The organism is Pseudomonas sp. Y39-6 (assembly GCF_023651955.1).
Lineage (GTDB): Bacteria > Pseudomonadota > Gammaproteobacteria > Pseudomonadales > Pseudomonadaceae > Aquipseudomonas > Aquipseudomonas veronii.
The window spans coordinates 232,610-246,896 of sequence record NZ_CP069594.1; the positions used below are offsets into that span (position 1 = coordinate 232,610).

The following is a 14,287-nucleotide window of genomic DNA, read 5'->3' on the forward strand; positions in this document are numbered from 1 at the left end:
CACCTGATGCACAGCGTTATCGTTGACGTTTTTCGCGAGCCAGCTCGCTCCTGCAGTCGTCAGCCAACACCCCGGAATTTCAGGAGCTTTCTATGTCGTCGATTCGCCGTTACGCCCTGGCTGCCTTGGCCAGCGCCGTGTTTGCCGGGTCTGCCGTTGCCAAGGACTACGAGTTGCTCAACGTCTCGTATGACCCGACCCGTGAGCTGTACCAGGACTACAACGCTGAGTTCACCAGCTACTGGAAACAGTCCCATCCCGGCGACAGCGTCAAGATCCAGCAATCCCACGGCGGCTCGGGCAAACAGGGCCGTGCGGTGATCGACGGCCTGCGTGCCGACGTCGTGACCCTGGCCCTGGCCGGTGATATCGACGAAATCGCCAAGTTGGGCAAGACCCTGCCGGAAAACTGGCAGACCCGCCTGCCGGATGCGAGCACCCCGTACACCTCGACCATCGTGTTCCTGGTGCGCAAGGGCAACCCCAAAGGCATCAAGGACTGGGGCGACCTGATCAAGAAAGACGTGGCGGTCATCACCCCGAACCCGAAAACCTCCGGCGGTGCGCGCTGGAACTTCCTCGCCGCCTGGGCCTATGGCCTGAAAGCCGGTGGCAGCGAAGCCAAGGCGCAGGAATACGTCAAAGAGCTGTTCAAGCACGTACCGGTCCTCGACACCGGGGCGCGCGGTTCGACCATCACCTTCGTCAACAACGGTCAGGGTGACGTGTTGCTGGCCTGGGAAAACGAGGCGTTCCTGGCATTGAAAGAAAACGGCGGCGCCGACAAGTTCGACATCGTCGTACCGTCCCTGTCGATCCTCGCCGAGCCGCCTGTGGCCGTGGTCGACAAGAACGCCGAGAAAAAGGGCAACACCGAGATCGCTACCGAGTACCTCAAGCACCTGTACAGCCCGGCTGGCCAGGAGATTGCGGCGAAGAACTTCTACCGCCCACGCGATGAGAAAATCGCCGCCAAATACGCCCAGCAGTTCCCGAAGCTGGATTTGGTGACTATCGACAAAGACTTCGGCGGCTGGAAAACTGCGCAGCCGAAATTCTTTAACGACGGTGGCGTGTTCGACCAGATCTACTCGGCGCAATAAAAACACCGCCCTCTGTAGGCGCGAGCTTGCTCGCGAAGAAGGTCCAGGCACCGCGTGCACCCAGATTGTGCGCGTTATCGTTGACGTTTTTCGCGGGTAAGCCCGCTCCTACAGAGCACGCATTCACCTGCGGGTTTTGTGTGTCAGACCTGCTAACCAAGGACTTTTATGTCGCGTCGTATTTCCCCCGTCATACCCGGCTTCGGGCTGACGCTGGGCTACACCGTGGTGTACCTCAGCCTGATCGTACTCATCCCCCTCGCGGCGATGTTTGTACACGCCGCTCAACTTACCTGGGATCAGTTCTGGAACATCATCACCGCACCGCGTGTGCTGGCGGCATTGAAGTTGAGCTTCAGCACCGCGCTGTACGCCGCGCTGATCAATGGCCTGATCGGCACGCTGCTGGCCTGGGTGCTGGTGCGCTACACCTTCCCCGGGCGCAAGATCATCGATGCGATGATCGACCTGCCGTTCGCCCTGCCCACGGCCGTCGCCGGTATCGCGCTGACCGCGCTGTACACCCCGACCGGCCTGGTCGGCCAGTTCGCTGCCGACCTGGGCTTCAAGATCGCCTACAGCCCCTTGGGCATCACCCTGGCGCTGACCTTCGTCACGTTGCCGTTCGTGGTCCGCACGGTGCAGCCGGTCCTCGCCGATATCCCCCGGGAAATCGAAGAAGCCGCCGCCTGCCTGGGCGCCAAGCCGTTGCAGGTGTTCCGCTACATCCTCGTGCCCGCGTTGCTGCCTGCCTGGCTGACCGGCTTCGCCCTGGCGTTTGCCCGTGGCGTCGGTGAGTACGGTTCGGTGATCTTCATCGCCGGCAACATGCCGATGAAGACCGAGATCCTGCCGCTGCTGATCATGGTCAAGCTCGACCAGTACGACTACCACGGCGCCACCTCCATCGGTGTGCTGATGCTGGTGGTTTCCTTCGTGTTGCTGCTGCTGATCAATTTGCTGCAGCGGCGCATCGAACACCCATAAGGAGGCGCGGAACATGTCCCAATCGTCTATCTCCGCCGCGTCCTCGGCCAACGCTGCCCGGCGTGGCAGTGCGCTGTCGCGGCGCATCCTGATCAGCCTGGGCTGGCTGGTGTTCTTCCTGTTCCTGGTGCTGCCGCTGTTTATCGTGGTGTCCCAGGGCTTGAAGAATGGCCTCGGCGCGTTCTTCACCGCGATCCTCGAGCCCGATGCGCTGTCGGCGCTCAAGCTCACGGTGGTCGCCGTGCTGATCTCGGTGCCGCTCAACGTGGTGTTCGGCGTCAGCGCCGCATGGTGCGTGAGCAAGTACTCGTTCCGTGGCAAGAGCATCCTGGTGACGCTGATCGACCTGCCGTTCTCGGTGTCGCCGGTGATCGCGGGCCTGGTCTATGTGCTGATGTTCGGCGCCCAGGGCTTCTTTGGCCCGTGGCTGCAGGCGCATGACATCCAGATCGTGTTCGCCTTGCCGGGCATCGTGCTGGCGACCATCTTCGTCACCGTGCCGTTCGTGGCCCGGGAGCTGATCCCGCTGATGCAGGAACAAGGCACCCAGGAAGAAGAAGCCGCGCGGCTGCTTGGCGCCAATGGCTGGCAGATGTTCTGGCATGTCACCGTGCCGAATATCAAATGGGGCCTGATCTATGGCGTGGTGCTGTGTACCGCGCGGGCGATGGGGGAGTTCGGCGCGGTGTCGGTGGTGTCCGGCCACATTCGCGGCGTGACCAACACGTTGCCGCTGCACGTCGAGATTCTCTACAACGAATACAACCACGTCGCCGCGTTTGCGGTGGCGAGTCTGTTGCTGATCCTGGCGCTCTTCATCCTGCTGCTCAAGCAGTGGAGCGAGAACCGTATCAACCGCCTGCGCGCAGCTGCGGCTGAGGAATAATCCATGTCCATCGAAGTCCGTAATGTCAGCAAGAACTTCAACGCCTTCAAGGCCCTGAACAGCATCAACCTGGACATCCAGAGTGGCGAGCTGGTGGCGTTGCTGGGGCCCTCCGGCTGCGGCAAGACCACCTTGCTGCGTATCATCGCCGGTCTCGAAACCCCGGATACCGGCAGCATCGTGTTCCACGGTGAAGACGTCTCCGGCCACGACGTGCGTGATCGCAACGTCGGGTTTGTGTTCCAGCACTACGCGCTGTTCCGCCACATGACCGTGTTCGATAACGTCGCCTTCGGCCTGCGCATGAAGCCGAAAAACCAGCGCCCGAACGAAAGCCAGATCGCGGTCAAAGTCCACGAACTGTTGAACATGGTGCAACTGGACTGGCTGTCCGACCGCTACCCGGAACAACTCTCCGGCGGCCAACGCCAGCGCATCGCCCTGGCCCGCGCCCTGGCGGTGGAGCCCAAAGTGCTGCTGCTCGACGAACCCTTCGGCGCCCTCGACGCCAAGGTGCGCAAAGAGCTGCGCCGCTGGCTGGCGCGCCTGCACGAAGATATCAACCTGACCTCGGTGTTCGTGACCCACGACCAGGAAGAGGCGATGGAAGTCGCCGACCGTATCGTGGTGATGAACAAGGGCGTGATCGAGCAGATCGGCTCACCGGGCGACGTCTACGAGAACCCGGCCAGCGATTTCGTCTACCACTTCCTCGGCGACTCCAACCGCCTGCACCTGGGGGGCGACCAACACGTGCTGTTCCGCCCCCACGAAGTGTCGCTGTCGCGCCATGAACTGGAAGACCACCATGCCGCCGAAGTGCGCGATATCCGGCCGCTGGGGGCGACCACGCGGGTGACCTTGAAAGTCGAAGGCCAGAGCGAACTGATCGAAGCCGAAGTGGTGAAAGACCACGACAGCCTGATCGGCCTGGCGCGGGGCGAGACCTTGTTCTTCAAACCCAAGGTCTGGCAAAAAGCCTAAGTACACTACAACACCCAATGTGGGAGGGGGCTTGCCCCCGATAGCGGTGTATCAGTCAATATCTTCAGTGACTGACCCACTGCAATCGGGGGCAAGCCCCCTCCCACATTCAAACTTCTCTCGGCTTCAGATCGCGGCGAGCGACTGGCCCGGAGCGGCGTTCAATCTGCTCTTTGAGCTCGTGCCGCAACCCCAGCAAAAACGCCAACTCCGCCACCACAAACAACGGCCCGACGATCAGCCCCGACACATCATCCACAAATGCCGGCTTCTTGCCTTCGTAGTAATGCCCGACAAACTGAATCACCCAACCCACCACGAACATACCGATACCGCCGCTGAGCCAGACCGGCGTGCTTTGCGCCGCCAGTACATGCCCGGCCCACACCGACAAGCCCATCAGCACGCTCATCAGCACGCCCAGCGCGAGTTCCAGGCGCAGGTAGAACCACGCCGCAAGCAGCGCAACGATCAGCGCCGGCGACAGCCAGAGCCCGGCCAGCGGCCACTCCGGGCGTGAAAGCAACACGGCGACGGCGACCACGATCAGCGGGATGCCGATAAAGTGGCTGGCGATATTGCGCGGGTCGCGGTGGTAGGCGGCGTATTGACTGAGGTGGTCGACGAGGCTTTTCATTGTTATTCCTCCTGTAGGATGTTTGATCATGCCCTGTCAGCCTTCGCCTAACTGTCAGTTGGGCGACAATCTTCGGAGTTCTCATGAACGCAGAGCAATGGCGACCCCGGCTGGCTGCCGGGCACTGGTTCAGCCACTTGCCCGGCGCTTTTCAGCATAGTCTGCTGGCCCACGCGCGGCTGCGGCTGCTGACGGCGGGGCAATACCTGTTCAAGCGCGGTGACCAGCCCTGCGGCTTGTATGCGGTGCTCGACGGCAGTTTGCGGATCAGCGCGGTGAACGAGCAGGGCAAGGAAGCGCTGCTCAGCCTGGTGGAGTCGCCCTACTGGTTCGGTGAAATCTGCCTGTTCGACGGCCTGCCGCGCACCCATGACGCCTGTGCGGTCGGGCCGTGCAAGCTGTTGCAGGTGCCCCAGCAGGCATTGCTCGACATTCTCGATGAAACCCCGCAGTACTGGCGCGACTTGGCCTTGCTGATGAGCCAAAAGTTGCGCCTGAGTTTCATCGGCCTCGAACAGCTCAGCCTGATGCCCGCCTCGGTGCGGCTGGCCCATCGTTTGTTGATGATCATTGAAGGGTACGGCGACATCGAACCCTCAAAACGCCGGCTGCAGTTACCCCAGGAAGACCTGGCGGCGATGTTGAGCCTGTCGCGTCAGACCACCAACGCCTTGCTCAAGGACCTGCAAGCCCAGGGCATCGTGCGCCTGGGCTATGGCGAGATCGAAATCCTCGATGCACAGCGCCTGCGTGAGGCGGCGCACACCTGAGGGTGTTAGCCTGCAGGTCTGATCAATCGAGGTGTGTTATGCGCGTGCTGTTAGTGGAACATGAATCCGAAGAAGCACAGCGGATGGCCCAGGGTTTGAACGAGGCCGGTTATTCCGTGGAAGTTGCGGCCAACGGCATGGCCGCCCAACGGCTTGTCGAGGGCAACGAGTACGACCTGGTGATTCTGGACGTGATGCTGCCGGGGCTGAATGCCTGGACACTGCAGCAGGCGATTCGGCACAAGGGCGAGACGCCGGTGTTGTTTCTGACCAGCCCGGGTGGGATCGAAGACCGTCTGCGCGACTTGGAATTGCATGAGGATGATTATTTACTCAAGCCGTTTGAAGACAAGGCGCTGGTCATGCGCGTGAAAAAACTACTGCGTCGCGATCGCGGGCGCTGATAGATGTGTGGCCTGGGCTCTCGCGATCGCGGGCAAGCCCGGCTGTTAAATGTGGGAGGGAGCTTGCCCCCGATGACGGTGGATCAATTGATGAATGCGCTAGCTGATACACCGCCCCTCCCATGGCTTGATCTTTTGGTTATTAATAAATAGCTTCTTATTCCTTAACGAATATAAACCCCGTCCCTATACTGTCCAGCAACGTTAAACGCTGCAGGAGGGCACACCCATGCACAGCGAATCGATTCGTTACCTGATCGTGCCGGGCTGGCAAGGATCGCCAGAAGATCATTGGCAAACGCATTGGCAGAACAGCCTGCCCAACAGCGCCCGGGTGGAGCAGGCCGATTGGCTGACGCCGCGTCGCGAAGACTGGGTGGCCGCGCTGGCCGAGGCGATCGCCGCCGACAGCACGCCAGTGATTCTGATCGCCCATAGCCTGGGCTGCATCACCGTGGCCCACTGGGCTGCCACTGCCCCGCTGCAGTTTTTGCGGCAGGTGCGCGGGGCGTTGCTGGTGGCGCCGGCGGATGTCGAACGCCCGGCCTGTGCCCCCGCGCTGCGTAACTTCGCGCCGATTCCACGCGACCTGCTGCCGTTTCCCAGCCAGGTGGTCAGCTCCGACAACGACAGTGCCGTCAGCGCCCCCAGGGCCATGGAGCTGGCGCGCGACTGGGGCGCTGAAGCCGGCATTTTGTCCGGTGCCGGGCATATCAATGTGAAGTCCGGCCACCAGCGCTGGGAGCAGGGTTTCGCGTATCTCTATCGCCTGCAAAGCCGCCTGGAGCATCACGCCCGGCGCACGGCCTGAACCTTTTTCAACGCCCCGTCCCTGAGCGGATTGGGGGCGGGAGCCTGCCATGAGTCTGCATGAAACCTTCGGTCAGCCGCTGCTGACCTTCCCCGACGCCGAAAAAAGCCCGCTGAGCATCCGCGCCAAGGCACTGGTGTTCGTCGACCCGCGTTCGCGGCAACTGCGCGAAGCGCTGGAACACCTCGCGCCCCGCGCCTTGCCGGTGTTGATCCGTGGCGAGACCGGCAGCGGCAAAGAGTTGCTGGCGCGGCATATCCATCGGGGCAGCGACCGCGCCGGGCTGTTTGTCTCGGTCAATTGCGGCGCGATCAGCCCGACCTATGCCGATGCCGAGCTGTTCGGCTACGCCGCCGGCGCCCACAGTGGCGCGGCGAGCAGCCGGGCCGGCTGGTTCGGCTCGGCCAACGGCGGCACCTTGTACCTGGATGAGATCGGCGACTTGCCGTTGCCGATCCAGGTCAAATTGCTCGCCGCCCTGGAAAACCACGAAGTCACCCGCGTCGGCGCGCAGCAACCAAGCCCGGTGGACGTGCGCCTGGTGGCGGCGACCAGCATCGACCTGGCCCAGGCCGTGGCCGCAGGCAAGTTCAATGAGCGCCTGTTCCATTACCTCAGCGAAGGCCAACTGGACCTGCCGGCCTTGCGCGAGCGGGTCGGCGACATCCTGTCCCTGGCCGAATACTTCCTCGGCATCTACAGCCAGCGCCTGGACCTGCCGGTGCCGCTGATCAGCGACGCGGCCCAGCGCGTGCTGGAACACCACAGCTGGCCGGGCAATACCCGCGAGCTGGAGAACGTCATCCACTTTGCCTTGCTGGTCAGCAGCGGCGACGAAATCTTGCCGGAGCATTTGAACCTGCCGACCGCCGGTTCGCCGCTGGAGCAGGTGCAGCGGATATTCGAAAGCGCCAGTGCGGCCGAGCGGGAAACCTTGCGCAAATTCCTACATGAACAAAATGGAATATTAACCTGAATAAAAGGTATTGTTCGGGAATAAAAAATCTAGGTATTGTCACTCTCACGCCGCGATAGCACTTCGCTGGCACTCCACCCCAATACGGTCGTCAGAGACGCCCCGGAATGTCGATAAGGACACTCATGAAAAAGGTTCTGTTGTTTACCGCACTGGCGGCTGCCCTGACTGCGGGCTTCGCCCAGGCCAACGAAAAACTGATAGTGGCCGCTACCCCGATCCCGCACGCCGAGATCCTCGAGCTGGTCAAGCCGACCCTCGCCAAAGAAGGCGTGGATCTGGAAATCAAAGTCTTCACCGACTACGTACAGCCCAACGTGCAGGTGGCCGAGAAGCGTCTGGACGCCAACTACTTCCAAACCCTGCCGTACCTGGAAAACTTCAACAAAGGTAAAGGCACCAACCTGGTCACCGTGGTGGGCGTACACGTTGAACCCTTCGGCGGTTACTCGAAGAAAATCAAAAACATCTCGGAGCTCAAAGATGGCGCCACCGTGGCCATTCCGAACGAAGGCTCCAACAGCGGCCGTGCCCTGTTGCTGCTGCAGAAGGCCGGTGTGATCACCCTGAAAGACCCGACCAATGCGCTGGCGACGCCAAAAGACATTGCCAGCAACCCGAAGAACCTGAAGTTCAAAGAGCTGGAATCAGCCCTGCTGCCACGTGTGCTGGACCAGGTTGACCTGGACCTGATCAACACCAACTACGCCCTGGAAGCCGGCCTCAACCCGGCCAGGGACGCGTTGATCATCGAAGACGCCAAATCGCCGTATGTGAACTTCCTGGTGGCGCGCCCGGACAACAAGGACAGCGCTGCTATCCAGAAACTGGCCAAGGCCCTGACCAGCCCGGAAGTCAAAGCGTTCATCGAGAAGAAATACAACGGCGCGGTTGTGCCGGCGTTCTGATCGAGCGGTAAAACCTTTCAAGGTTTAAACGCCGACGGCTTGCATAGCGTCGGCGTTTTTTTATGGGTGGAATTTGGAATGCGCTCAGAATTGTGGGAGGGGGCTTGCCCCCGATAGCAGTGGTTCAGTCAATGCATCGGTGACTGTCATACCGCTATCGGGGGCAAGCCCCCTCCCACATTTGATTTTTATCTCACCGTGGATTTTCAGCGTTTCACCGCACTCGGGCGTTGATCGCCCTGCGCAATGCCACCAACCATTTCACCAGCTCCTGCGGATCAATCGGTTTCGCTTCGTTCATTGTTCATTCCCTCGAATCACAGACCCCACAACCATAGCCGTCACTCGCCAACCCCGCGAATCTGGCGGCTATCGTGTTGGGCGATATCAATGTGATATTTCGGTATCAAAAATGGACGGTTTATGCCAATAAAGGCCGGGCTACCCGGCGTCTTGAGCGTGGGCATTCGTTTGGCTTCGGAACCATTGGCGTTGGGCGCCATCCATGCACATGGAACCCTGCTAAAAGGTCGTAGTCGCCTACACTCCGGCAAGTTGGCATCACGTAAAGGAGCCTGCATGGGCGGTCACCCTTCGACAGTTATTTTCGCACTTGGCCTGTTGGCGCTGCTGAGCGGCTGCGGCCAGGAAAAAGCCGAGCCCAAGCAGCATGCGCGGGTGTTCGTGCAGGCCGTGCAGCCGACGGACTACGCGGTGGCCGTTACGCTGACCGGCGATATCCAGGCGCGGGTGCAAACCGATCTGTCTTTTCGCGTGGGGGGCAAGATCATTCAGCGCATGGTCGATGTGGGCGACCATGTCAGCGCCAAGCAAGTGCTGGCCAAGCTCGACCCCAAGGACTTGCAGAGCAATGTCGACTCCGCCCAGGCCCAGGTCGTGGCCGAGCAGGCGCGGGTCAAGCAGACCGCCGCCGCGTTCGTGCGCCAGGAAAAACTCCTGCCCAAGGGCTACACCAGCCGCAGCGAATACGACACTGCCCAGGCCGCGTTGCGCAGCAGCCAAAGCGCCCTGGCCGCCGCCCAGGCGCAACTGGCCAATGCCCGCGAGCAACTGGGCTACACCGCGCTGTTCGCCGAGGCCCCCGGGGTGATTACTGCGCGCCAGGCTGAAGTGGGCCAGGTGGTGCAGGCCACCGTGCCGATCTTCAGCCTGGCCCGCGAGGGCGAGCGCGACGCGGTATTCGACGTGTACGAGTCGTTGCTGGTGGAACCGCCGGCCGATGCGCCGATCACGGTGAGCCTGTTGGATAACCCCAGTATCAAGGTCCAGGGCCACGTCCGCGAAGTTACCCCGGCCGTCGCTGCCAATACCGGCACGGTGCAAGTCAAAATCGCTCTGGAGGCCCTGCCCGCGGGCATGCATCTGGGCTCGGTGGTCAGCGCTACCGCCAACGGCCCGGCCAAGCCCAGCATCGAGCTGCCATGGTCGGCGCTGACCAAAGACCTCAGCGACCCCGCCGTGTGGCTGGTGGATGGCGACGGCCTGGCGCAGCTGCGCAAGGTCAGTGTGGCGCGTTACCTCACCGGCAAGGTGATCATCAGCGACGGTCTGCAGGGCGGTGAAAAAGTCGTGGTGGCCGGCGGGCAATTGCTGCACCCCGGCATGCGCGTCGAAGTCGCCCAGCCGCCCGACTCGGCCCAGGCCCAAGGAGTGCAACCATGATGCGCCTGACCGGCCTGCTCGCCGCCAGCCTGTTGCTGCTGGCCTGCTCCAAGAACGACCCGCCACCCGAGCCCGTGCGCCCGGTGTTGTCCATGGAAGTGAAAGCCGAAGACCAGGAAACCCTCGGCCGTTTCGCCGGCACCATCCAGGCGCGCTACGAAAGCAACCTGGGGTTCCGCGTGCCCGGGCGCATCGCCCACCGCACTGTGGATGTCGGCGCCGAGGTGGAGAAGGGCGCGGTACTTGCCGTACTCGACCCCACCGACCAGCAGAACCAACTGCGCGCGGTCCAAGGTGACCTCGCCCGCGTGCAGGCGCAGTTCATCAACGCCCAGGCCAGCGCCCGTCGCCAGCAGGCGTTGTTCAACCGTGGCGTCGGCGCCCAGGCCCAGTTGGACGTGGCCCAGACCGACCTGAAAACCACCCAGGCCAGCCTCGACCAGGCGCAGGCCTCGGTCAACCAGGCCAAGGACCAGCTCAACTACGCCCGATTGCGTACCGACCATGGCGGCATCGTTACCGCCTGGAACGCCGAGGCCGGCCAGGTGGTCAGCGCGGGCCAGCAAGTGGTGACCCTGGCGCGCCCGGACATCAAGGAGGCGGTGATCGACCTGCCCGCCGGCCTCGCCGAGCGTCTGCCGTCTGATGTGGTGTTCCTCGTCGCCGGGCAACTCGACCCCAGCGTGAACACCACCGCCACCGTGCGCGAAATCGAGCCCCAGGCCCAGAGCGCCACGCGCACCCGTCGCGCGCGCCTGACCCTGGCCGACACGCCGGCGGCCTTTCTGCTGGGTACGGCGATCAGCGTGACCTTGAGCTCGGCCATCCCACCGCGCATCGAACTGCCGTTGAGCGCCTTGCAGCAAATCGACGGCAAAACGCGGATCTGGCTGCTGGACACCCAAAGCCGGACCGTGCAGCCGCGTGAAGTCACGGTACTCAGTCGTGACGCCGACAGCGTTTTGCTCAACGGCGGGGTCAAGCCCGGTGAGCGCATCATCGTCGCCGGTGTGAACAGCCTGCAACCGGGGCAAACAGTCAAGATCGACGAGGACAGCCCGCGATGAAAGGGAGTTTCAACTTATCCGAATGGGCCCTCAAGCATCAGTCCTTCGTCTGGTACCTGATGTTCGTCGCGCTGCTGATGGGCGTGTTTTCCTACAAGAACCTGGGCCGCGAGGAAGACCCTTCGTTCACCATCAAAACCATGGTGATCCAGACCCGCTGGCCGGGCGCGACCCAGGAAGAAACGCTCAAACAGGTGACCGACCGCATCGAGAAAAAACTCGAGGAACTCGACGCCCTCGACTACGTGAACAGCTACACCCGGCCCGGTGAGTCCACGGTGTTCGTGTACCTCAAGGACACCACCAGCGCCAAGGCGATCCCCGAGATCTGGTACCAGGTGCGCAAGAAGATCGACGATATTCGCGGCAGCTTCCCCCAGGGCTTGCAGGGGCCGTCGTTCAACGATGAGTTCGGTGACGTGTTCGGCTCGGTGTACGCCTTTACCGGCGACGGCCTGTCGATGCGCCAGCTGCGCGACTACGTGGAGCAGGCGCGCGCCGAGATCCGTGCGGTGCCGGGCCTGGGCAAGGTCGAGCTGATCGGCCAGCAGGACGAAGTGATTTACCTGAATTTCTCCACGCGCAAACTCGCGGCCCTGGGGATCGACCAACGCCAGGTGGTGCAGAGCCTGCAGGCGCAGAACGCAGTGACCCCGGCCGGGGTGATCGAAGCCGGGCCGGAGCGCATTTCCGTGCGGACGTCCGGGCAGTTCGCCTCGGAAAAAGACCTGGCCAACGTCAACCTGCGCCTCAACGACCGCTTCTATCGCCTGGCGGACGTCGCCGACATCAGCCGTGGCTACGTTGACCCGGCGACGCCAATGTTCCGTTTCAACGGCAAGCCGGCGATCGGTTTGGCGATCGCGATGCAGAAGGGCGGCAATATCCAGTCGTTCGGCGAGGCCCTGCACACGCGAATGGACGAACTGACCGCCGACCTGCCGGTGGGGGTCGGCGTCTACAAGGTCTCCGACCAGGCGGAAGTGGTGCAAGAGGCCGTCGGCGGCTTCACCAGCGCGCTGTTCGAAGCGGTGATCATCGTGCTGGTGGTGAGCTTTATCAGCCTCGGCCTGCGTGCCGGGCTGGTGGTGGCGTGCTCGATCCCGCTGGTACTGGCGCTGGTGTTCGTGTTCATGGAATACACCGGCATCACCATGCAGCGCGTGTCCTTGGGGGCGCTGATCATCGCGCTCGGCTTGCTGGTGGACGACGCGATGATCACCGTGGAGATGATGATCACGCGCCTGGAAAAAGGCGAAACCAAGGCGCAGGCGGCGACCTACGCCTACACCTCCACCGCGTTCCCGATGCTCACCGGCACCCTGGTGACCGTGGCCGGGTTTGTGCCGATCGGCCTCAACGCCAGTTCGGCGGGCGAGTACACCTTCACCCTGTTCGCGGTGATTGCCGTGGCGATGCTGGTGTCGTGGGTGGTGGCGGTGCTGTTTGCGCCGGTGATCGGCGTGCATATCCTCAGCGCCAACGTGAAACCCCACAGTGCCGAACCGGGGCGCATCGGTCGCGCTTTCAATGGCGGCATGCTGTGGGCGATGCGCAACCGCTGGTGGGCCATCGGCATCACCGTGGCGCTGTTCGCGGCGTCGGTGTTTTCCATGCAGTTTGTGCAGAACCAGTTCTTCCCGTCGTCGGACCGCCCGGAGATCCTCGTCGACCTCAACCTGCCGCAAAACGCCTCGATCAACGAAACCCGTAAAGCCGTCGACCGCCTCGAAGCGATCATCAAGGACGACCCGGATATCGAGCGCTGGAGCACTTACATCGGCCAGGGCGCGATCCGTTTCTACCTGCCCCTCGACCAACAACTGGAAAACCCCTACTACGCGCAGTTGGTAATCGTCAGCAAGGGCCTGAAGGCGCGCGGCGAATTGATCGCGCGCCTGCAAAAACGCCTGCGTGAGGATTTCGTCGGCGTCGGCAGCTTTGTGCAGCCGCTGGAGATGGGCCCGCCGGTGGGGCGGCCGATCCAGTACCGCGTCTCCGGCAAAGACACTGACCAGGTGCGCAAGCACGCGATCGAACTGGCGACCTTGCTGGACAAGAACCGCCACCTGGGCGAGATCATTTACGACTGGAACGAACCGGGCAAAGTCCTGCGCATCGAGATTGCCCAGGACAAGGCGCGGCAGTTGGGCTTGTCTTCCGAAGACGTGGCGCAGTTGATGAACAGCGTGGTCAGCGGCGCGTCGGTGACTCAGGTGCATGACGATATCTACCTGATCGACGTGGTCGGCCGCGCCGAAGATGCCGAGCGCGGCACGCCGGAAACCTTGCAGAACCTGCAGATCGTCACGCCCAACGGCGTCTCGATTCCGCTGCTGGCTTTCGCCACTGTGCGTTATGAGCTGGAGCAACCGCTGGTGTGGCGCCGCGACCGCAAGCCGACCATCACCCTCAAGGTGGCGGTGCGCGACGCGATGCAGCCGACCGATCTGGTCAAGCAGCTCAAGCCCGAGATCGATGCGTTCAACGCCGGCCTGCCGGTGGGCTACAAGGTCGCCACCGGCGGCACCGTGGAAGAAAGCAGCAAGGCCCAGGGCCCGATTGCCAGCGTGGTGCCGTTGATGCTGTTTTTGATGGCGACCTTCCTGATGATCCAACTGCACAGCGTGCAGAAGATGTTCCTGGTGGCCAGCGTCGCGCCGCTGGGGCTGATCGGCGTGGTGCTGGCGCTGGTCCCCACCGGCACGCCCATGGGCTTCGTGGCGATCCTTGGCATTCTGGCGCTGATCGGCATCATCATCCGCAACTCGGTGATCCTGGTGACGCAAATCGAGGAATATGAACTGGCCGGCTACACGCCGTGGGATGCGGTGGTGCAAGCCACCGAACACCGGCGCCGGCCGATCCTGCTGACGGCGGCTGCGGCGAGCCTGGGCATGATCCCGATTGCGCGGGAAGTGTTCTGGGGGCCGATGGCCTACGCGATGATCGGCGGGATCATCATTGCCACGCTGCTGACGCTGTTGTTCCTGCCGGCGCTGTATGTGGCCTGGTACAAGATTCGCGAGCCGAAGCCGGAACATCAGGAAGAGCGCGGTTAAAAATGTGGG

Annotated in this window: 14 protein-coding genes; 12 read left to right on the forward strand and 2 right to left on the reverse strand. The window is 62.6% G+C overall.

Annotation, left to right across the window (positions count from 1 at the left end; translation table 11 throughout):
- Window positions 1-92 precede the first annotated feature (92 nt).
- The 4 genes from JN756_RS01030 (at window position 93) to JN756_RS01045 (ending at window position 3,960) form a co-directional block, all read left to right on the forward strand.
- Window positions 93-1,103: a sulfate ABC transporter substrate-binding protein gene (locus JN756_RS01030; RefSeq protein ID WP_017848610.1), complete on the forward strand. Its 1,011-nt coding sequence runs from the start codon at window positions 93-95 to the stop codon at window positions 1,101-1,103.
- Window positions 1,104-1,271: 168 nt separating this feature from the next.
- On the forward strand, window positions 1,272-2,090 hold the full coding sequence (gene cysT, locus JN756_RS01035) for a sulfate ABC transporter permease subunit CysT (protein ID WP_017848609.1): 819 nt from the start codon (window positions 1,272-1,274) through the stop codon (window positions 2,088-2,090).
- 13 nt (window positions 2,091-2,103) lie between these two features.
- Window positions 2,104-2,976 (forward strand): sulfate ABC transporter permease subunit CysW, encoded by an 873-nt coding sequence (gene cysW / locus JN756_RS01040; RefSeq protein WP_017848608.1) that lies wholly within the window; start codon window positions 2,104-2,106, stop codon window positions 2,974-2,976.
- Window positions 2,977-2,979: 3 nt separating this feature from the next.
- Window positions 2,980-3,960: a sulfate/molybdate ABC transporter ATP-binding protein gene (locus JN756_RS01045; protein ID WP_017848607.1), complete on the forward strand. Its 981-nt coding sequence runs from the start codon at window positions 2,980-2,982 to the stop codon at window positions 3,958-3,960.
- A gap of 109 nt (window positions 3,961-4,069) precedes the next feature.
- Here JN756_RS01045 and JN756_RS01050 read toward each other — a convergent pair whose 3' ends face one another.
- On the reverse strand, window positions 4,070-4,597 hold the full coding sequence (locus JN756_RS01050) for an Mpo1 family 2-hydroxy fatty acid dioxygenase (RefSeq protein WP_057005865.1): 528 nt from the start codon (window positions 4,595-4,597) through the stop codon (window positions 4,070-4,072).
- An 83-nt stretch (window positions 4,598-4,680) separates the two neighbouring features.
- Here JN756_RS01050 and JN756_RS01055 point away from each other — a divergent pair, with 83 nt between their 5' ends.
- From JN756_RS01055 to JN756_RS01075, 5 genes are all read left to right on the forward strand, one after another.
- Window positions 4,681-5,367, forward strand: a complete 687-nt coding sequence (locus tag JN756_RS01055) for a Crp/Fnr family transcriptional regulator (RefSeq protein ID WP_108526194.1) — start codon at window positions 4,681-4,683, stop codon at window positions 5,365-5,367.
- 38 nt (window positions 5,368-5,405) lie between these two features.
- The gene (locus JN756_RS01060; RefSeq protein WP_046385071.1) at window positions 5,406-5,771 is read left to right on the forward strand and encodes a response regulator; all 366 of its coding nucleotides are present in this window, start codon (window positions 5,406-5,408) and stop codon (window positions 5,769-5,771) included.
- Window positions 5,772-6,000: 229 nt separating this feature from the next.
- Complete coding sequence (locus tag JN756_RS01065) at window positions 6,001-6,582, forward strand: alpha/beta hydrolase (protein WP_017848603.1); 582 nt, start codon at window positions 6,001-6,003, stop codon at window positions 6,580-6,582.
- Between the two features lie 49 nt (window positions 6,583-6,631).
- On the forward strand, window positions 6,632-7,558 hold the full coding sequence (locus tag JN756_RS01070; RefSeq protein ID WP_201021708.1) for a sigma 54-interacting transcriptional regulator: 927 nt from the start codon (window positions 6,632-6,634) through the stop codon (window positions 7,556-7,558).
- 125 nt (window positions 7,559-7,683) lie between these two features.
- Window positions 7,684-8,466 carry a MetQ/NlpA family ABC transporter substrate-binding protein gene (locus JN756_RS01075; RefSeq protein WP_046385069.1) on the forward strand — a complete coding sequence of 261 codons (783 nt, stop codon included), beginning with the start codon at window positions 7,684-7,686 and terminating at the stop codon, window positions 8,464-8,466.
- Between the two features lie 341 nt (window positions 8,467-8,807).
- On the opposite strand, the gene JN756_RS01080 is transcribed toward JN756_RS01075, so the two are convergent.
- Entirely contained in the window at window positions 8,808-8,969 is a 162-nt protein-coding gene (locus JN756_RS01080; protein ID WP_169863841.1) for a hypothetical protein, read from the reverse strand.
- 76 nt (window positions 8,970-9,045) lie between these two features.
- Here JN756_RS01080 and JN756_RS01085 point away from each other — a divergent pair, with 76 nt between their 5' ends.
- The 3 genes from JN756_RS01085 to JN756_RS01095 are packed head-to-tail and all read left to right on the forward strand — an operon-like array spanning window position 9,046 to window position 14,278.
- The gene (locus JN756_RS01085; protein ID WP_126587724.1) at window positions 9,046-10,149 is read left to right on the forward strand and encodes an efflux RND transporter periplasmic adaptor subunit; all 1,104 of its coding nucleotides are present in this window, start codon (window positions 9,046-9,048) and stop codon (window positions 10,147-10,149) included.
- Window positions 10,146-11,216: an efflux RND transporter periplasmic adaptor subunit gene (locus JN756_RS01090; protein ID WP_201021709.1), complete on the forward strand. Its 1,071-nt coding sequence runs from the start codon at window positions 10,146-10,148 to the stop codon at window positions 11,214-11,216. Before JN756_RS01085 ends, JN756_RS01090 begins: the two co-directional genes overlap by 4 nt.
- A complete protein-coding gene (locus tag JN756_RS01095) occupies window positions 11,213-14,278 on the forward strand; it encodes an efflux RND transporter permease subunit (protein WP_201021710.1) in 3,066 nt (1,021 codons plus the stop codon). The genes JN756_RS01090 and JN756_RS01095 overlap by 4 nt, the downstream gene beginning before the upstream one ends.
- Window positions 14,279-14,287 lie beyond the last annotated feature (9 nt).